Source organism: Enterobacter cloacae complex sp. 394I7, assembly GCF_057320345.1.
Genome location: NZ_JBXWCR010000001.1, coordinates 2,109,155 through 2,128,092 on the forward strand (window position 1 = coordinate 2,109,155; position 18,938 = coordinate 2,128,092).

18 protein-coding genes and 1 tRNA gene are annotated in these 18,938 nt (G+C 53.9%); 13 read left to right on the forward strand and 6 right to left on the reverse strand.

From position 1 onward, the window contains the following. The first annotated feature begins 44 nt into the window (after nucleotides 1-44). The 8 genes from AC2FAP_RS10200 to yejF all read left to right on the forward strand — a co-directional run bounded on the left by AC2FAP_RS10200 (nucleotide 45) and on the right by yejF (nucleotide 10,035). Nucleotides 45-1,031 (forward strand): CobW family GTP-binding protein, encoded by a 987-nt coding sequence (locus tag AC2FAP_RS10200; RefSeq protein ID WP_014170928.1) that lies wholly within the window; start codon nucleotides 45-47, stop codon nucleotides 1,029-1,031. A gap of 33 nt (nucleotides 1,032-1,064) precedes the next feature. Further along, a complete protein-coding gene (locus AC2FAP_RS10205; RefSeq protein ID WP_025203633.1) occupies nucleotides 1,065-1,778 on the forward strand; it encodes a phosphatase PAP2 family protein in 714 nt (237 codons plus the stop codon). A 416-nt stretch (nucleotides 1,779-2,194) separates the two neighbouring features. Continuing rightward, nucleotides 2,195-2,764: a bifunctional murein DD-endopeptidase/murein LD-carboxypeptidase gene (mepS, locus tag AC2FAP_RS10210; RefSeq protein WP_014170930.1), complete on the forward strand. Its 570-nt coding sequence runs from the start codon at nucleotides 2,195-2,197 to the stop codon at nucleotides 2,762-2,764. A 126-nt stretch (nucleotides 2,765-2,890) separates the two neighbouring features. Continuing rightward, nucleotides 2,891-4,432, forward strand: a complete 1,542-nt coding sequence (locus tag AC2FAP_RS10215) for a cyclic di-GMP phosphodiesterase (protein ID WP_020883182.1) — start codon at nucleotides 2,891-2,893, stop codon at nucleotides 4,430-4,432. Nucleotides 4,433-4,509: 77 nt separating this feature from the next. Beyond that, complete coding sequence (locus AC2FAP_RS10220; RefSeq protein ID WP_025203632.1) at nucleotides 4,510-6,315, forward strand: extracellular solute-binding protein; 1,806 nt, start codon at nucleotides 4,510-4,512, stop codon at nucleotides 6,313-6,315. A gap of 9 nt (nucleotides 6,316-6,324) precedes the next feature. Beyond that, nucleotides 6,325-7,419 carry a microcin C ABC transporter permease YejB gene (locus AC2FAP_RS10225; protein WP_014170933.1) on the forward strand — a complete coding sequence of 365 codons (1,095 nt, stop codon included), beginning with the start codon at nucleotides 6,325-6,327 and terminating at the stop codon, nucleotides 7,417-7,419. Beyond that, nucleotides 7,419-8,444 (forward strand): ABC transporter permease, encoded by a 1,026-nt coding sequence (locus AC2FAP_RS10230; protein ID WP_014170934.1) that lies wholly within the window; start codon nucleotides 7,419-7,421, stop codon nucleotides 8,442-8,444. Before AC2FAP_RS10225 ends, AC2FAP_RS10230 begins: the two co-directional genes overlap by 1 nt. Before the next feature lies 1 nt (nucleotide 8,445). After that, entirely contained in the window at nucleotides 8,446-10,035 is a 1,590-nt protein-coding gene (yejF, locus tag AC2FAP_RS10235; RefSeq protein ID WP_047955886.1) for a microcin C ABC transporter ATP-binding protein YejF, read from the forward strand. A gap of 3 nt (nucleotides 10,036-10,038) precedes the next feature. Here yejF and AC2FAP_RS10240 read toward each other — a convergent pair whose 3' ends face one another. The 3 genes from AC2FAP_RS10240 to rsuA all read right to left on the reverse strand — a co-directional run bounded on the left by AC2FAP_RS10240 (nucleotide 10,039) and on the right by rsuA (nucleotide 12,583). After that, nucleotides 10,039-10,383 (reverse strand): YejG family protein, encoded by a 345-nt coding sequence (locus AC2FAP_RS10240; RefSeq protein ID WP_014170936.1) that lies wholly within the window; start codon nucleotides 10,381-10,383, stop codon nucleotides 10,039-10,041. Nucleotides 10,384-10,663: 280 nt separating this feature from the next. After that, entirely contained in the window at nucleotides 10,664-11,860 is a 1,197-nt protein-coding gene (locus AC2FAP_RS10245) for a Bcr/CflA family multidrug efflux MFS transporter (protein WP_014170937.1), read from the reverse strand. Between the two features lie 15 nt (nucleotides 11,861-11,875). Then, complete coding sequence (rsuA, locus tag AC2FAP_RS10250) at nucleotides 11,876-12,583, reverse strand: 16S rRNA pseudouridine(516) synthase RsuA (RefSeq protein ID WP_014170938.1); 708 nt, start codon at nucleotides 12,581-12,583, stop codon at nucleotides 11,876-11,878. Nucleotides 12,584-12,734: 151 nt separating this feature from the next. On the opposite strand from rsuA, the gene radD reads away from it, so the two are divergent. Next, nucleotides 12,735-14,495 carry a DNA repair helicase RadD gene (gene radD, locus AC2FAP_RS10255; RefSeq protein ID WP_020883178.1) on the forward strand — a complete coding sequence of 587 codons (1,761 nt, stop codon included), beginning with the start codon at nucleotides 12,735-12,737 and terminating at the stop codon, nucleotides 14,493-14,495. A gap of 125 nt (nucleotides 14,496-14,620) precedes the next feature. Then, entirely contained in the window at nucleotides 14,621-14,905 is a 285-nt protein-coding gene (rplY, locus tag AC2FAP_RS10260) for a 50S ribosomal protein L25 (protein WP_014170941.1), read from the forward strand. Nucleotides 14,906-14,958: 53 nt separating this feature from the next. Here the strand turns inward: rplY and yejK are convergent, their stop codons facing one another. Further along, nucleotides 14,959-15,966 (reverse strand): nucleoid-associated protein YejK, encoded by a 1,008-nt coding sequence (gene yejK, locus AC2FAP_RS10265; protein ID WP_014170942.1) that lies wholly within the window; start codon nucleotides 15,964-15,966, stop codon nucleotides 14,959-14,961. A gap of 134 nt (nucleotides 15,967-16,100) precedes the next feature. On the opposite strand from yejK, the gene AC2FAP_RS10270 reads away from it, so the two are divergent. The 3 genes from AC2FAP_RS10270 (at nucleotide 16,101) to AC2FAP_RS10280 (ending at nucleotide 18,257) form a co-directional block, all read left to right on the forward strand. Then, nucleotides 16,101-16,328, forward strand: coding sequence for a YejL family protein (locus AC2FAP_RS10270; protein WP_449541822.1), 228 nt, complete (start codon nucleotides 16,101-16,103; stop codon nucleotides 16,326-16,328). A 19-nt stretch (nucleotides 16,329-16,347) separates the two neighbouring features. Continuing rightward, entirely contained in the window at nucleotides 16,348-18,108 is a 1,761-nt protein-coding gene (yejM, locus tag AC2FAP_RS10275; protein ID WP_449541821.1) for an LPS biosynthesis-modulating metalloenzyme YejM, read from the forward strand. Between the two features lie 72 nt (nucleotides 18,109-18,180). After that, nucleotides 18,181-18,257: transfer RNA gene (locus AC2FAP_RS10280), tRNA-Pro, on the forward strand. 95 nt (nucleotides 18,258-18,352) lie between these two features. Here AC2FAP_RS10280 and AC2FAP_RS10285 read toward each other — a convergent pair. Beyond that, a complete protein-coding gene (locus AC2FAP_RS10285) occupies nucleotides 18,353-18,673 on the reverse strand; it encodes a hypothetical protein (protein ID WP_485452918.1) in 321 nt (106 codons plus the stop codon). Continuing rightward, nucleotides 18,673-18,912, reverse strand: a complete 240-nt coding sequence (locus tag AC2FAP_RS10290; RefSeq protein ID WP_485452919.1) for a hypothetical protein — start codon at nucleotides 18,910-18,912, stop codon at nucleotides 18,673-18,675. Before AC2FAP_RS10290 ends, AC2FAP_RS10285 begins: the two co-directional genes overlap by 1 nt. Between the last annotated feature and the right edge of the window lie 26 nt (nucleotides 18,913-18,938).

Here is an 18,938-nt window from a genome sequence, read left to right on the forward strand (position 1 = left end):
GATGGATAATTGTTATAGCATCACAATTATCGACTGGAGCGCACGTGACCAAAACCAACCTCATTACCGGTTTTCTCGGCAGCGGTAAAACCACCTCAATTCTCCACCTGCTGGCCAATAAGGATCCAGCAGAAAAATGGGCCGTACTGGTCAATGAATTTGGCGAAGTGGGTATTGATGGCGCATTACTGGCAGACAGCGGCGCGATGATCAAAGAGATCCCCGGTGGCTGCATGTGCTGCGTAAATGGTCTGCCGATGCAGGTCGGGCTGAATACGCTGCTGCGTCAGGGCAAACCAGACCGTCTGCTGATTGAACCGACCGGGCTGGGTCATCCGAAGCAAATTCTCGATTTACTGACCGCGCCGGTCTACGAGCCGTGGATCGATCTGCGTGCCACGCTGTGCCTGCTGGACCCCCGTCAGCTGCTGGATGAAAAAGCCGTGACCAACGAGAACTTCCGCGACCAGCTCGCCTCGGCAGATATTATCGTCGCCAATAAAGAGGATCGCGCAACGGCGGAAAGCCAGTCCGCGCTGGAGACATGGTGGCAGCACTTCGGTGGCAACCGTCAGCGGGTGCAGACCACCCAGGGGAAAATTGATAACGCCCTGCTTGACCTGCCTCGCCTGAACCTAGCGGCGCTCCCGGCAAGCGCGGAACATGCCCACAGCCATCCGCAAAAACAGGGTCTGGCTGCCCTGAGTCTGCCGGAGCACCAGCGCTGGCGTCGTAACCTTAACAGCGGCCAGGGCTATCAGGCCTGCGGATGGATTTTCGATGCGGATACCGTATTCGACACCATCGGCATACTCGAATGGGCCAGACTGGCTCCGGTCGATCGTGTTAAAGGGATCATGCGCACCCCGGACGGGCTGGTGCGGATCAACCGTCAGGGCGAAGATTTCTTTATCGAAACGCAAAATGTGGCGCCACCTGATAGCCGAATAGAGTTAATTAGTGCGGTTAACGCCGACTGGAATGCCCTGCAGTCCAGCCTGTTGAAGCTTCGTTTAAGTTTGGGCGGCTAACGTTGCCCCAGATTTCACTCTATGCTGAATGTTATGACGACTCGACTTCCCCTGATATTACTGCTTAATGTCGCCGGTCTGGCGCTCTTTTTCTCCTGGTATATCCCGGCGAATCATGGTGTCTGGTTTCCGCTGGATTCTGCCATTTTTCACTTCTTCAACCAGGAGCTGGTGAAGAGCGAAGCCTTCCTGTGGCTGGTTGCTATCACGAATAACCGCGCCTTTGACGGCTGCTCGCTGCTGGCGATGGGCGGCCTGATGCTCTCTTTCTGGCTGAAAGAGGACAAAACAGGACGCCGCCGTATTCTGATTATTGGTTTGATGATGTTGCTGCTTGCGGTGGTAATTAACCAGCTGGCAACGGCCATTATTCCGGTTAAGCGTTCCAGCCCAACGCTCTTCTTCCCCGATATTTATCGCGTCAGCGAGCTGCTGCATATTCCAACGAAAGATGCGTCGAAGGCCAGTTTCCCGGGCGATCACGGAATGATGCTGCTTATTTTTTCCGGCGTGATGCTCCGCTATTTCGGCCGAAAAGCCTTTGCGATAGCCCTGATTATTTTTGTGGTTTTTGCCTTCCCACGGGTAATGATTGGTGCTCACTGGTTTACTGATATTGCAGTCGGTTCGCTCTCTTCTGTGCTGGTTGCGCTGCCGTGGTGTCTGATGACACCGCTGAGCGACAAGATAATAGCCGTGTTCGATCGCTACCTCCCCGGCAAAACGCAACAAATCAGAAACCAATAATTAACCTTAATTAACACTATGCATCAGGGATCGTTTTGATCCTTGATGCACTTTTCTCCCCTTTCACCCCCTCCCGTCATCATTTCGTCACAATATTCGTGATAAAAATGAATGTGTTGCACGGTTTTTAACCTTGATCGTGCGCTTTTTGAACAATTATCAATTTTTACTTTCTGTATCACAATTTCTTATAAAAAAAAGGCTTTTTTTGCTCGCAATACCCCAGGCAATCGGTTAATCTCGAACTCGTTTTGCCCCATAGAGATAATTATTTCGCTGGTGAATAAATTTGTGCGCTACGCCACAAATGTGATCAGAAAGAATTGTCTCATTGTGAACAGATAATTAGTCTCGTCACGTTTGGCATTTTTTATAACGATATTTGTCGTTAAGGACTTCAAGGGATAATAAACAAAATGGTCAAATCTCAACCGATTTTGAGATATATCTTACGGGGGATCCCGGCGATAGCAGTGGCGGTACTGTTATCTGCATGTAGTACATCGAACACCGCAAAGAATATGCATCCTGAGACGCGTGTTGTGGGAATGGAAGATTCCTCGTCACTGCAAGCCTCTCAGGATGAATTTGAAAATATGGTACGTAATCTGGACGTGAAGTCCCGTATTATGGACCAGTATGCTGACTGGAAAGGCGTGCGTTATCGTCTTGGCGGTAGCACCAAAAAAGGCATTGATTGTTCCGGTTTCGTACAGCGTACTTTCCGTGAGCAGTTTGGGTTAGATCTTCCGCGTTCAACTTACGAACAGCAGGAGATGGGCAAGTCGATTTCACGCACTAAACTGCGCACCGGGGATTTAGTCCTGTTCCGTGCGGGTTCGACAGGTCGACATGTTGGCATTTACATTGGCAATGACCAGTTTGTACATGCCTCCACCAGCAGCGGTGTGACCATTTCCAGCATGAACGAACCTTACTGGAAGAAGCGCTATAACGAAGCGCGCCGCGTACTGACCCGCAGTTAAAATAATCATTGTATCGTTGGTTATCCCTTGGCCGGCGATATGATAAAAAAAGCACTGCTTCGGCGGTGTTTTTTTTTGCCCGTTACACTGAATACATTCAGCGGCAATCCAGGAACCACGACGTCTATGTTCACCCGCTACTTCTCCAGTAATCGCAAGATACTTTTCCTCAGCCTTATCACCGGCCTGATCACAGCCCTGCTCCTGGGTTCATTGCAATTTTTCTGGAGCTACCACAAGCGGGAAGTCAGATTCGACACCCTGATTGACGACGTGAGCATCTACATGGAAAGCTACTTCGATGAGTTAAAAAGCTCTATCGATCTCCTTCAGCCGCTCACGCTGAACAGCTGCCACGACGTCAACGCTGAGCTGACCTCTCGCGCGGCGTTTAGCCTTAACGTGCGCGCCTTTTTGCTGGTCAGGGATAAACTGGCGTACTGCTCTTCAGCCACCGGTCCGATGAACGTCCCGATGGAAGAACTGATACCCGAGCTGCACATCGATAAACAGATTGATATGGCGTTACTGCCGGGTACACCAATGATGCCGCACAGACCCGCGATTGCCATCTGGTATCGAAATCCGCTGGTTAAGGACGGCGGCGTGTTTACTTCGGTAAACATCAACCTGACTCCGTACATGCTTTACACCGCACGCCAGAACGAGTTCGCGGGCATTGCCATCATCATTGGCGACAATGCGTTGTCGACAAGGTCCGCCACACTGGTGAAGGCACAGGATTTACATGAAACGCCGGCGCGTACCGCGACCCTAAAAGAGGTTCCGCTGACGATCAAACTGTACGCCGAAGAGTGGACGAGCGATGAAATCCTGTTCGCGGTGTTCTTTGGACTGGTCTGCGGGATCGCGGCCGGCTCGCTTAATTTCTATATCCTCACCACGCGTCTTAACCCAGGCAAAGAGATCTTGAGCGCCATTAAACGCGGCCAGTTTTATGTGGTGTATCAGCCTGTTGTGGATGCAGAGACGCTGCAAATGCGCGGTGTCGAAGTCCTGATGCGCTGGAAACACCCGACGATGGGGGAAATTCCGCCTGATGCCTTTATCAACTTCGCCGAAGCGCAGAAGCTGATTGTGCCGCTGACGCTGCATCTCTTTGACCTCATCATCCGCGACGCGCCGGTATTACAGACCCTTCTGCCGCCGGGCGCAAAACTGGGCATTAACATTGCGCCGGGGCATCTTCATGCGGAAAGCTTCAAAGAGGATATGCGCACTTTCCTGGACTTAATGCCGCCGGATCATTTCCAGATCGTGCTGGAAATCACCGAGCGCGACATGGTTAACCATCGGGAAGCCAACAATCTTTTCGAATGGCTGCACAATGAAGGCTTTGAAATTGCGATTGATGATTTTGGTACCGGCCACAGTGCGCTGATTTACCTTGAGCGTTTCACCATGGATTACATCAAAATTGACCGGGGTTTTGTCAACGCGATCGGGACGGAAACCGTGACCTCCCCGGTGCTTGATGCCGTACTCACCCTGGCAAGACGACTGAATATGTCGACCGTCGCCGAAGGGGTGGAGACGCCGGAGCAGGCAGCCTGGCTGCGCGAACATGGCGTTGTTTTCCTTCAGGGTTACTGGATTAGCCGCCCGATGCCGCTGGAGCAGTTCCGCCAATGGCAGCCTGAACGTTGAATGATTTCACATTGCCCGTGACGTCACTTATTATTCAGCTTAACTGAGCCGGTCAGTCGAAAGGGAGCCGCCGCGAGATGCTTATGCGCTTTATGTTGCTGCTGTTGGCATTAACGAGCCTGTCCAGCCAGGCGCAAACCATCAAAGAGAACATCGCGTTCTCTGTGATTGGTGAGCCAAAGTACGCGGTCAATTTTACGCACTTTGATTACGTCAATCCTGCCGCGCCAAAAGGCGGAAACGTGACCCTCTCCGCCACGGGGACGTTCGACAACTTCAACCGCTTCGCCCTGCGCGGCGTGGCGGCAGCGCGAACAGAATCGCTCTACGATACGCTGTTTGTTACGTCTGATGATGAACCCGGCAGTTACTACCCGCTGATTGCGGACAACGTGCGTTACGCGGATAACTTTGCGTGGGCGGAAATTTCGATTAACCCACGGGCGCGTTTTCACGATGGGACGCCGGTCAAAGCCAGCGACATTGCCTTCACATTTCACAAATTTATGACTGAGGGCGTTCCCCAGTTCCGCATTGTCTACAAAGGCGTGACGGTCAAAGCCATTGCCCCGCTCACGGTGCGTATTGAGCTGAGTGAGCCGAATAAAGAGAACATGCTCAGCCTGTTCTCCCTGCCCGTGATGCCTGAATCGTTCTGGAAAGATCACAAACTTAGCGACCCGCTCTCCACACCCCCGCTGGCGGGTGGCCCTTACCGCATCACCGACTGGCGCATGGGGCAGTATGTTGTCTATTCCCGGGTCAAAGACTACTGGGCGGCAAACCTGCCGGTAAACCGTGGCCGCTGGAATTTTGATACCCTTCGCTACGATTACTACCTTGACGATAACGTGGCATTTGAAGCCTTCAAAGCTGGTGCGTTCGATATGCGCGTGGAGAGCAGCGCTAAAAACTGGGCGACACGGTATATCGGCAAAAACTTCGCTAACGGGTATATCGTTAAAGACGAGCATAAAAACGCGTCCGCTCAGGATACGCGCTGGCTGGCGTTTAATATTCAGCGTCCGGTATTTACTGACCGTCGGGTGCGGGAAGCCATTACCCTGGCCTTTGATTTTGAATGGATGAACAAAGCGCTATTTTACGGCGCTTACAGCCGGGCAAATAGCTATTTCCAGAACACTGAATATGCCGCTCGCGATTACCCAAAAGCGGACGAACTTGTCCTGCTGGCACCGCTAAAAGCAGAACTGCCGCCGGAGGTGTTCACGACGGTATTTCAGCCTCCGGCGTCAAAGGGTGACGGCTACGATCGCGACAACCTGCTTAAAGCCAGTAAACTGCTGGATGACGCAGGCTGGCCACTGAAGAATCAAAAACGCGTCGATTCCAGAACGGGCAAACCGTTAAGCTTTGAGCTGCTGCTTGCGTCCGGAAGCAACGATCAGTGGGTGCTGCCGTTTAAGCACAATCTTGAACGGCTGGGGATTACCATGAACATTCGCCAGGTCGACAACGCGCAGCTCACCAACCGCAAACGCAGCCGTGATTACGATATGATGCAAACCCTGTGGCCCGCGCAGCCGTGGCCCAGTTCGGATCTGCAAATCTCCTGGGCATCCAGCTATATCGACTCCTCCTACAATGCGCCGGGGGTGAAAAGCCCGGCGATTGATGCCTTGATTGCGAAAATCGTGGCGGCGCAGGGTGATAAAGAAAAACTCCTGCCGCTGGGACGCGCCCTCGACAGGGTCTTAACCTGGAATTACTACATGCTGCCAATGTGGTATATGGGCGAAGACCGGCTTGCGCGCTGGGACAAGTTCTCCGAGCCTGCCGTACGCCCTGTCTATTCACTGGGCTTCGACACCTGGTGGTATGACGTTAACAAAGCCGCCAGACTTCCCGCTGAGCGGCGATAAGGAATCATCATGGGTGCGTATCTGATCCGCCGTCTCCTGCTGATTATCCCGACCCTCTGGGCAATCATCACGATTAACTTTTTTATTGTGCAAATCGCGCCCGGCGGCCCGGTCGACCAGGCTATTGCAGCCATTGAATTTGGCAACAGCGGCGGCATGCCTGGCGGCGGTGGCGAAGGAATGGGCGCGAGCCATGCCCGCACCGGCCTGGGAAATATCAGTGAAAGCCATTATCGCGGCGGACGTGGCCTGGATCCGGAAGTCATCGCCGAGATCACCCATCGTTATGGCTTCGACAAACCGCTTCACGAGCGGTATTTCAACATGCTCTGGGACTACCTCCGCTTTGATTTTGGCGACAGCCTGTTTCGCAGCGCGTCGGTTTTAACATTGATTAAGCAAAGTCTGCCGGTGTCGATTACCCTGGGGCTGTGGGGAACGTTGATTATTTATCTCGTCTCTATCCCCCTGGGGATCCGTAAAGCGGTTCACAACGGCAGCCGCTTCGATGTCTGGAGCAGCACGTTTATCATCATCGGCTATGCCATTCCGGCGTTTCTGTTTGCCGTTCTGTTGATTGTCTTTTTTGCCGGTGGCAGCTATTTCGATATCTTTCCGCTGCGGGGGCTGGTGTCAGCGGATTTCAGCACCCTGCCCTGGTACAAGAAGATCACCGATTATTTCTGGCACATCACGCTGCCGGTGCTTGCGACCGTCATTGGCGGCTTTGCGGCCCTGACAATGCTGACCAAAAACGCCTTTCTCGATGAAATCCGTAAACAGTACGTTGTGACTGCCCGTGCGAAGGGCGTCGGCGAAAAGCAGATCATGTGGAAACATGTCTTTCGCAACGCCATGCTGCTGGTGATTGCCGGATTTCCTGCCACGTTCATCAGTATGTTTTTTACCGGCTCGCTGCTGATAGAGGTGATGTTCTCCCTCAACGGACTGGGCTTGCTGGGATATGAAGCCACCGTGTCGCGCGATTATCCGGTCATGTTTGGCACACTTTATATCTTCACCCTGATTGGCCTGCTGCTGAATATCATCAGCGATATCAGCTATACGCTGGTTGATCCCCGAATTGATTTTGAGGGCCGCTGATGCCGCGTTTAAGCCCCGTCAACCAGGCCCGATGGGCCCGTTTTCGCCACAACCGCCGCGGCTACTGGTCGCTGTGGATCTTTGCCGTCCTGTTTGTCTTAAGCATGTGTTCGGAATTGATTGCCAACGATAAACCGCTGCTGGTGCACTTTAACGACCGCTGGTATGTGCCCGTTCTCACCCAATACAGCGAAAGCGATTTTGGTGGCCCGTTTGCGACGCCCGCTGAATATCAGGATCCGTGGCTTCGCCAGCAAATTGAACAGCACGGCTGGGCACTCTGGGCGCCGGTGCGTTTTGGCGCAAACAGCATTAACTTTGCGACCACCACCCCCTTCCCTTCCCCGCCTTCCGCGCAAAACTGGCTGGGAACGGATGCCAACGGCGGCGATGTGCTGGCACGCATCCTCTACGGCACGCGGATCTCGATCCTCTTTGGACTGATGCTGACCGTCTTTTCCAGCGTGATGGGTGTGGTAGCAGGTGCCGTTCAGGGCTACTACGGCGGGAAAATCGACCTGTGGGGCCAACGTTTTATTGAAGTCTGGTCAGGCATGCCGACGCTGTTTCTGATCATTCTGCTTTCAAGCGTGGTACAGCCAAACTTCTGGTGGCTGTTAGGCATTACCGTCATCTTCGGCTGGATGGCGCTGGTAGGCGTGGTGCGGGCGGAATTCCTGCGCACCCGTAATTACGATTACATTCGCGCTGCCCAGGTGCTGGGGGTGAGCGACCGCGGGATCATTTTCCGCCATATGCTTCCTAACGCCGTGGTAGCGACCCTCACCTTCCTGCCGTTTATTCTGTGCAGTTCCATCACTACCCTCACCTCGCTTGATTTCCTTGGCTTCGGGCTCCCTCTCGGTTCCCCGTCGCTCGGTGAGCTACTGCTGCAGGGCAAGAACAACCTGCAGGCACCGTGGTTAGGCATCACCGCCTTTCTTGCCGTGGCCGTGCTGCTTTCACTGCTGATTTTTATTGGCGAAGCCGTGCGCGATGCTTTTGATCCCAACAAGGCGGTATAAGATGACGCAGCCCCTTCTCAGTATTGATAACCTGTCGATTGCCTTTTCAAAACAGGGTGAGGCGCGTACCGTGGTCACGGAGTTGTCGCTGCAGATCCAGCGCGGCGAAACGCTGGCGCTGGTAGGCGAGTCAGGCTCTGGCAAGAGCGTATCGGCACTGTCGATCCTGCGCCTGCTTCCGTCTCCGCCCGTCAGCTATCCGCAAGGCGACATTCTGTTTCACGGTCGCTCGCTGCTGCATGCCGATGAACAAACCCTGCGCGGAATTCGCGGCAATAACATTGCCATGATTTTCCAGGAGCCGATGGTCTCTCTTAACCCACTGCACACGCTGGAAAAACAGCTCTATGAAGTGCTGTCCCTGCACCGGGGCATGCGCAAAGAGGCGGCGCGGGGGGAGATTCTGGATTGTCTTGAACGAACCGGCATTCGCAATGCCGCAAAACGGCTGAACGATTTTCCCCATCAGCTTTCCGGCGGCGAACGTCAGCGGGTGATGATTGCGATGGCTCTGCTCACGCGACCCGAACTGTTGATTGCCGATGAGCCCACCACCGCGCTGGACGTGACGGTGCAGGCGCAAATTCTGCGGCTGCTGCGGGAGTTGCGTGACGAACTGAACATGAGCCTGCTGTTTATCACCCATAATCTCAGCATTGTGAGAAAGCTCGCCGACAGCGTCGCCGTGATGCAAAACGGACGCTGCGTCGAGCAGAACACCGCAGCCACCCTGCTGAAAGCGCCTCAGCACCCCTATACGCAGCGTCTGCTTGATAGCGAGCCCACGGGTGACCCGGTTCCCCTGCCGGCTGACAGCGCGCCGTTGCTGCGCGTTGAGGGGCTGGGCGTGTCGTTTCCTGTTCGCAAAGGGATTCTGCGGCGCATCGTCGACCAGAATCCGGTATTGAAAAATATCCATTTTTCCCTGCGTCCGGGCGAATCGCTGGGGCTGGTGGGCGAGTCCGGTTCGGGGAAAAGCACTACCGGCCTGGCACTGCTGCGCTTAATCGCCTCGCAGGGTGAGATCCTCTTTGACGGTATGCCGCTGCACAACTGGAACCGTCGCCAGATGTTGCCCGTTCGTCCCCGCATGCAGGTTGTGTTTCAGGATCCAAACTCCTCGCTTAACCCACGGCTGAACGTATTACAGATTGTCGAAGAGGGTCTGCGCGTTCATCAGCCGGCATTGACCGTCCGGCAGCGGGAAGAAGAAGTGATACGCGTTATGGCGGAAGTTGGCTTAGATCCGGATACCCGGCACCGCTACCCGGCTGAATTTTCCGGCGGTCAGCGCCAGCGTATCGCCATTGCCCGCGCGCTGATCCTCAAACCGGAGCTGATCATTCTGGATGAACCGACATCGTCGCTGGACAGAACCGTTCAGGCTCAGATCCTGGCATTACTGAAAGGATTGCAGGAAAAGCACAGGCTGGCCTATATCTTTATCAGCCATGATTTACAGGTTGTGCGGGCGTTATGCCATCAGGTGATTGTGTTGCGACAGGGAGAAGTGGTCGAGCAGGGAGAGTGCCAGCGCGTATTTGCTGCGCCAACGCAGAGCTACACGCGCCAGCTGTTGTCCGCAGACTAGCGCTCAGAAAGGATACTGGCCCGAGAAAGGCTCAGCGATAGCAACACCAAAGTTTTTCAGACGGCAGGTCGCGGCAAATTCATCCTGACTTTTCACGAACAGGCAGGGTTCACCTTCACACTCCAGTACGGAGCTGTCCACTTCAATATCCGTCAGGGCCTCGCTGAGACGCTCCATGACTCGCCATGCATTTTCGTCGCTCGGGCTCAGCAACTTAAGTGCAACCAGACAATTCTCGCAACCCGCGACGCTTTGCGGAATCGGTTCAACTTTCGAACCTGCAAAACCCGCCGACCAGCGATAGCTCTGGGGCAAGCGATGGACTATGGAGAGTTGTAATGTATTCACGTTCGTTCCCCGGAAGCAAAATTTACTTCACAATTTATTTACATTTATAGTAACACATCATCGCCAGCCTGCACTATTCGGCGCTTTTTTATAGGTGTTCAGGCTCGCGTCGGCGCTATATGTACCCGTTTCTGCGATCTAACTCAACCTTTTTAAATACAATGATGTGACTTTTTACACAAATAGATTTTACATAAAAGAAACAAACACAGGGTAAACGAACGCAGCTTTGGTTGATGTGTGTCAACAAAAAAGGCCCTGACTGGGCCTTATTTGCGCGTTAGCTGGCCACCTTTCGCGGCCGACTGGCGTAGAGATAGAAAAGAATGGAGCTGGTTGCACAAAACGCCATCGCCCACAGCATCGGCCAGGCCGTATTAAACGTGGCCATCGACAGTAACGCCCCGACGATGGCGCCGATGCCAAAGCGGAATGTTCCGGCCAGCGACGAGGCGGTGCCTGCCATATGCGGGAATTCGTCGAGGATCACCGCCATCGCATTGGAGGAAACCATCGACACGCAGCCGACGAAGGCCGCAACCCCCACCACCAGCGCCCAGAAGCCCACGCCTGTAAAAGCACTCAGCACCAGCCAGATAGCCATCACAAACTGGATCCAAAGCCCGGCGCGGAACATGTTCAACGCCCCGACTCGGCGGACAAAGCGGCTGTTAATGATGGTCATAATGAACAGGAAGACGATGTTGAGCGCAAAGTAATAACCGAAGTGCTGCGGAGAAACATGGTTCAGTTCGATATAGACAAACGGCCCGGCACTCAGGAATGAGAACATCCCGGCGAAGCTGAAACCGCTCGCCAGCATATAGCTCAGCACGCGCTTATGGCGAAACAGTGAGGCGAAATTCCCCATTGTGGTTCGGATGTGGAACTTCTGTCGGCGCTCCGCGGGTAGCGTTTCATCAATAAAGAAGAAGATCATTGCCGAGGCCAGTAGCGCGGCAAGCGCCAGGATCCAGAAAATCACATGCCAGCTGAACCATACCAGTACCGCACCACCGGCCATAGGGGCCACCAGCGGTGCAATCGTCGTCACCAGCATCACGAACGACATCATCCGGGAGAACTCTTCTTTCGGGTAGATATCGCGCATCAGGGCATTGATCACCACGCTTGCCGCTGCCGCTGCCAGACCGTGGAAAAAGCGCATGACAATCAGTTGATCGATGGTTTGCGCCTGCGCACAGGCCACCGCCGCCCCTGCAAAAATCAGGGTCCCGCCAAGGATAACGGGCTTGCGGCCAAAGCTGTCCGCCATCGGGCCATAAAACAGCTGACCGAGGGCAAAACCGAGAATATAGGTGCTGAGCGTCATCTGCGCGCTGCCTGCCGGTACGCCAAACTGCGCGGAAATAACCGGCAGCGCAGGCAGATACATATCAATAGACAGCGGCATCAGCATGGCCAGCAGGCCAAGAATGAAGACGATTTTGAACGACGAGTGTGGCCTGGTGGTCACAGAGTTCTCCTGAAATTAATGCGAAGGCAGACCAACGCTGGCGATCTCTTCTTCCGTTAACGGGCGATATTCGCCGGGCGCCAGCTCAGGATCGAGTTCAATTGCGCCAATACGTTCACGATGCAGACCGACAACGTGGTTACCCACCGCGGCAAACATACGCTTCACCTGATGGTAGCGCCCTTCACTGATGGTCAGACGAACCTCGGTAGGCGCGATCACTTCAAGCACGGCAGGCCGGGTCAGATCTTTTTCATTATGCAACTGAACGCCGTTGGCAAATTGTTCTGCCGTGTCATCCGCAACCGGAGACTCCAGCGTCACCCGATACGTCTTCTCGCAGTGATGACGCGGAGACGTGATACGGTGCGACCACTGCCCGTCGTCGGTCATCAGCACCAGCCCGGTGGTGTCGATATCGAGACGGCCAGCGGCATGCAGCTTGTGCGCGACCGGTTCGTCGAGGAAATAAAGCACCGTTGGATGATCCGGATCGTCCGTAGAACAGACATAGCCTTCCGGCTTATTGAGCATGAAATAGCGTGGCCCGTGCTGTTGGGTCAGCGGGTTGCCGTCATATTCAACCTGATGGTCAGGCTGGAGTTTGAACGCAGTGTCTTTCACAATGTCGCCATCCACGGTAACGCGGCTGGCGCGAATTTCACGCCCGGCAATAGCGCGGCTTACGCCGAGTTGCTGAGCGATAAACTTATCAAGTCGCATGAAATCTTTTTAGCCTTAATGGTGCTGGAAGTCGGACAACAGGTCCGAAAAAGAAGCAGTCTGGAATGGCTCAGTATAATGGTCTGGTTGCGCCACTCAAGGGAAAAAGTTTCGTGGCATACTATATGCGAAATAACTAAACCGAGACCCCATGACTTTTACACTTCGTCCTTATCAGCAGGAAGCCGTTGACGCCACTCTCGCCTGGTTTCGTAAACACCAGGCACCGGCGGCCATTGTGCTTCCCACCGGTGCTGGCAAAAGCCTGGTGATCGCCGAACTGGCGCGTCTGGCACGCGGACGCGTGCTGGTGCTGGCCCACGTCAAAGAGCTGGTGGCACAAAACCATGCCAAGTATTGCGCGCTCGGGCTGGAAGCGGACATTTTCGCTGCCGGGCTAAAGCGTAAAGAGAGCCACGGCAAAGTGGTCTTTGGCAGCGTACAGTCGGTGGCCCGCAACCTTGATCTGTTTCGCAGTGAATTTTCGCTGCTGATTGTCGACGAGTGTCACCGCATCAGCGATGACGACGACAGCCAGTATCAGCAAATCCTCACTCACCTGAAAGAGGTAAACCCACACCTTCGCCTGCTTGGCCTGACGGCGACCCCGTTTCGCCTGGGTAAAGGCTGGATCTATCGCTACCATTATCACGGCATGGTGCGCGGCGATGAGAAAGCGCTGTTCAGCGACTGTATCTATGAACTTCCTTTGCGCTACATGATCAAGCATGGCTACCTGACGCCGCCCGAGCGGCTGGACATGCCGGTGGTGCAGTACGATTTCAGCCGGTTACAGGCGCAGAGCAACGGGTTATTCAGCGAAGCGGAGTTGAACCAGGAGCTGAAAAAGCAAAAGCGCATTACCCCGCATATCATTAGCCAGATAGAAGAGTTCGCCGCGACGCGCAAAGGGGTCATGATCTTTGCCGCCACCGTGGAGCATGCGCGAGAAATTACCGGGCTGCTGCCCGCCGAGGACGCGGCCTTAATCACCGGCGAGACGCCCGGGCCGGAGCGCGACCGCCTGATCGACGCCTTCAAAGCGCAACAATTCCGCTATCTGGTGAACGTGTCGGTGTTAACCACCGGGTTTGATGCCCCGCATGTCGATCTGATTGCCATTTTACGTCCGACCGAATCGGTCAGTCTTTATCAGCAGATTGTGGGGCGCGGCCTGCGCCTGGCGCCCGGGAAAACCGACTGTCTTATTCTGGATTACGCCGGAAACCCGCACGATCTCTACTCTCCGGAAGTCGGCACGCCAAAAGGCAAAAGCGACAACGTCCCCGTTCAGGTCTTTTGCCCTGCCTGTGGTTTTGCCAACACCTTCTGGGGTAAAACCACCGCAGACGGCACGCTGATTGAACATTTTGGCCGCCGCTGTCAGGGCTGGTTTGAAGATGACGAAGGACATCGCGAACAGTGCGATTTCCGTTTCCGCTTTAAAAACTGCCCGCAGTGCAATGCGGAAAACGATATTGCCGCCCGTCGCTGTCGCGAATGCGATACGGTTCTGGTCGATCCTGATGACATGCTAAAAGCAGCGCTGAAGTTAAAAGATGCGCTGGTGCTGCGCTGTTCCGGTATGGCACTGCAACCCGGCGCGGATGACAAAGGCGAGTGGCTGAAAATCACCTATTACGATGAAGACGGCGCAGACGTCAGCGAGCGCTTCAGGGTACATACGCCTGCCCAGCGTATGGCCTTCGAACAACTCTTTATTCGCCCGCACACCCGTACGCCCGGTGTACCGCTGCGCTGGATTACCGTGGCCGATATCGTGCGCCAGCAGGTGTTACTGCGCCACCCGGATTTTGTTGTGGCTCGTATGAAAGGACAGTTCTGGCAGGTTCGGGAAAAGGTGTTTGATTACGAAGGCCGTTTTCGTCGCGCCAACGAATTGCGCGGTTAAGGGGACTTTTCATTGATGTGAGGGGCATTTGAGTATAAAATGCCGCCCGCTTCATATCCGTGAAGCAGAACACTCACCTGCTGCTGGGTCGCCTGTAGTAGGGTTTAAAATACAGAGAGAAATCAATGTTTACTATCGAAGCAGAAGTACGTAACGTGCAGGGTAAGGGTGCGAGCCGCCGCCTGCGTAACGCTAACAAGTTCCCGGCTATCGTTTACGGTGGCGAAGCTGCTCCAGTTGCAATCGAACTGGATCACGACAAAGTGTGGAACCTGCAGAACAAACCTGAATTCTACAGCGAAGTTCTGACCATCGTTGTTGGCGGTAAAGAAGAAAAAGTGAAAGTTCAGGCTGTTCAGCGTCACGCGTTCAAGCCAAAAGTCACTCACATCGACTTCGTTCGCGCGTAATCGCAAACACGTCGAAAAAAAGCCCCGCTTCTGCGGGGCTTTTTTTATGCCTGTTATTTCCCGCCAGAGGTGCGGCGCTGAAGCTGATCGCGCAGGTTCGGCGGCGTGCCTTTAATGGTCAGCGTATCGGTGGCCGGATCCCAGAAGATGCGTTCACCCAACAGCATGGCATCAAAGTTGATGGTCAACCCACCGCCGCTACCGGCAAATTTAGTGAGCTGTCGCAGCGTACTGCGATCCGCCGGGAAGCTCTCTTCGAGCTCATAGCCTTTATCAGCGGTAAATTCCTGGAAGCTGACTTCACTGACGCCCGCCAGCTCTTTTGACAGCGACTCCAGCTCAATCTCTTCTCCCGCCTGCAGCTGTTCGTTGCAGTAACTGTACACCTGCTGGCGCACGGTCTGACGCTCAGATTTATCGAGCTGCGCTTCGGCGGTAAAGTCGTCAACCGCCTGCAGCAGCCCTTTGTTCTGCGCTTTGGCGTTAAGACCTTCGCTGGCGCCGAGGAAGTCCATAAAGAAATCAGCCACTTTACGGCCGACGCGGCCTTTCAGGAAGGTCAGGTAGCGGGTCGATTCCGGGTTCGTTTCCCACTCGGTTAAATCGATACGCGCCACGATATCCGCATGGTTGATATCAAGATAATGGGTAGAACTGATATCCAGCTGCTCATTCACGCGCATGCTGCTTAAATTGTTCAGCACGGTGACCAGCAGATACTCTACTGCCAGGTAGCGATAGTGACAGAACAGGACGATACCGCCGTCTGCGAACGGGTATTTTGCCAGTTCGTCACGCAGACGTCCGGTGGCGGCGCGGCTAAACGCCAGGAAATCCTCTTCGCCCTGACGCTGCAGACGAAGACTATCAGCCAGTTCGCTCTCTTCGCTGAACAGACCATAGGCTTTATTTTTAGCACTGTAGACGCGGTGCAACTCCGCCATCATTTCCACAACGGTCGCCGTGGGTTCCAGTAACGAATCGCGAAGCACCACTTCAAGGGTTTGCTCATCACGCTTGATAAGCTGGTGCAAGGCAATCTGGTTGATTTCCAGACTCATGATAAACTCTCCTTTTAGACCGGGCGGTATTCAACCACCACCAGGTCATGTGTGCAACAACAGATAAAAAAGGGGAAAAAAAGCTGTCGCTACGGTAATATGTTGCCCTTTCATCAACAAACTGATTTTGATTTATGCCACAACATTCCCGCTACAGTGATGAACACGTTGAACAACTGCTCAGTGAGCTGGTCAACGTACTGGAAAAACATAAAACGCCGACCGATCTCTCCCTGATGGTTTTGGGAAATATGGTCACCAACCTTATCAATACCAGCGTTGCTCCGGCTCAGCGTCAGGCGATCGCCAAATCTTTCGCCCAGGCGTTACAGTCCTCCATCAGCGACGACCAGGCCCATTAAGGGAAACGAACAACAGTTTATGGTGACGAATCGTCAGCGCTACCGTGAAAAAGTCTCCCAGATGGTCAGCTGGGGACACTGGTTTGCCCTGTTCAACATTCTGTTAGCGACGGTCATTGGCTGTCGTTATCTGTTTGTCGCAGACTGGCCGACAACGCTAACCGGGCGTATTTACTCCTGGATGAGCGTTGTGGGTCACTTTAGCTTTTTGGTTTTCGCCACCTATCTGCTGATCCTGTTCCCCCTGACGTTTATCGTCATGTCGCAGCGGCTCATGCGTTTCTTGTCCGCTATCCTCGCGACGGCGGGGATAACGCTGCTGCTTATCGACAGCGAAGTCTTTACCCGTTTTCACCTGCATCTCAACCCCATCGTCTGGGAACTGGTGATCAACCCGGATCAAAACGAAACGGCCCGTGATTGGCAGCTGATGTTTATCAGCGTTCCGGTGATCCTGCTTATTGAGATGCTGTTTGCCACCTGGAGCTGGCAAAAACTGCGCAGCCTGACCCGTCGGCGCCATTACGCGAAACCCGTTGCGACGCTCTTTTTCGTCTCCTTTATTAGCTCGCACATCATGTATATCTGGGCGGATGCGAACTTCTATCGCCCTATTACCATGCAGCGCGCTAACCTGCCGCTCTCTTATCCGATGACGGCCCGCCGTTTCCTCGAAAAACACGGCCTGCTGGATGCGCAGGAGTATCAGCGCCGTCTGGTCGAACAGGGTAATCCGGAAGCGGTCAGCGTTCAGTATCCGCTGAGCGAACTACGCTATCGCGATATGGGCCGCGGGCAAAACGTCCTGTTAATCACCGTCGATGGCCTGAATTATTCACGTTACGAGAAGCAGATGCCTGCTCTGGCTGATTTCGCCAGTAAGAACGTGACGTTTACACAGCATATGAGTTCCGGTAACTCGACCGACGCGGGTATCTTTGGTCTGTTCTACGGCATTTCAGCCGGATACATGGACGGCGTGCTGTCCGCCCGTATTCCTGCGGCACTGATCACCGGACTTAATCAGCAGGGTTATCAGTTAGGGCTATTCTCTTCGGATGGCTTTAACAGCGCGCTCTATCGCCAGGCGCTGCTGTCAGACTTCTCACTGCCGGCGGCACAGAGCCAGACAGATGAACAGACCGCCAGTCAGTGGATAAGCTGGCTGCAACGCTACGCCCAGGAAGATAACCGCTGGTTCTCGTGGGTTGCCTTAAACGGCACCAACCTTGAGGACACGAATCAGAAAGGCTTAGCGCGCCGCTACAGCCGCGCTGCCGGTGATGTTGATGCACAGATTGGCCGCGTGCTCGACGCGTTGCGCGAGTCTGGCAAGCTGGATAACACCGTCGTGATCGTCACGGCCGGTCATGGTATCCCGTTGGGTGACGAAACGAAGAGCATGGAGTGGTCGCGTCCAAATCTGCATGTTCCGCTGGTGATCCACTGGCCGGGAACGCCGGCGCAGCGCATCAATATGCTGACTGAACATAAAGATGTGATGACGACCCTGATGCAACGTCTGCTGCACGTCAGCACGCCAGCAAACGAATATTCACAGGGGCAGGATCTCTTCAGTGCCACCCGCCGCCATAACTGGGTGACGGCTGCCGGAGAGAGCACGCTGGTGGTGACTACGCCAGCGTTGACGCTGGTGCTGAACAATAATGGGAAGTATCAGACGTATAATCTGCAGGGTGAGCGGTTGAAAGACCAAAAACCGCAGCTGAGCCTGCTGCTGCAGGTTCTGACGGATGAGAAGCGCTTTATCGCTAACTGATTAATTATAAACCAGTTAGCAACAGATTCCCTTGCATTCAAAACGGAATCGAGTAGTATTCTTTTTATGCGTCGGCACGTAGCGCAGCCTGGTAGCGCACCGTCATGGGGTGTCGGGGGTCGGAGGTTCAAATCCTCTCGTGCCGACCAAAAATACTCTTTAAAACCAGCCACCTATGGCTGGTTTTTTATTGCTTTGAAATCTAAATGGTGAAACTATGGTGTAATGATGGTTGAACCCCATATTAAATTGGTATGCAATCGGCGTTACCAACCCGGTTAAGACTATGGGTTAGAACGCCAAAAACCTCTACGTCATCCAGAGCTTCACCCTCTATAGCTTCACCATCCTCAGTTATTAATGCCGCACCATAAAGCTTTGCAAACTCGTTTCTGTTATCCATTCTTACCAGTAGTGTATCTCCCTGCTCTGGTCTTAATGCGACATTAACAACCGCCCATCCACACGACGTTTCTATCACTCGGCAATTTCCGTCTATCCCACATAGCAGATCGATTGTGAGCCTTTGCTCCTGGTAGTCCATTGCTGGCGAAGGAAATCCCATTAAAATACCCTCCCCATGTTACGTAATATCCAATAACGATTATCACTTTCAACTGTAGTTTTATCAGTGAAGTCTGGCTGGTAGCGCTCTATCCAGGAGTTGGCATCGGCCCTAGTAAAGTGCCAGTTGAATTCCCGAAGCTTATCTATGAACCGGTCAGTATTCAGGTAGCGATAACCCTTCGGGTTAAGCTGTATAGCCGCAACAAAGGCGGAATGTATGTCTGCTGTGCGTGGCATGGTCACCTCACAATTCACTGTATGCA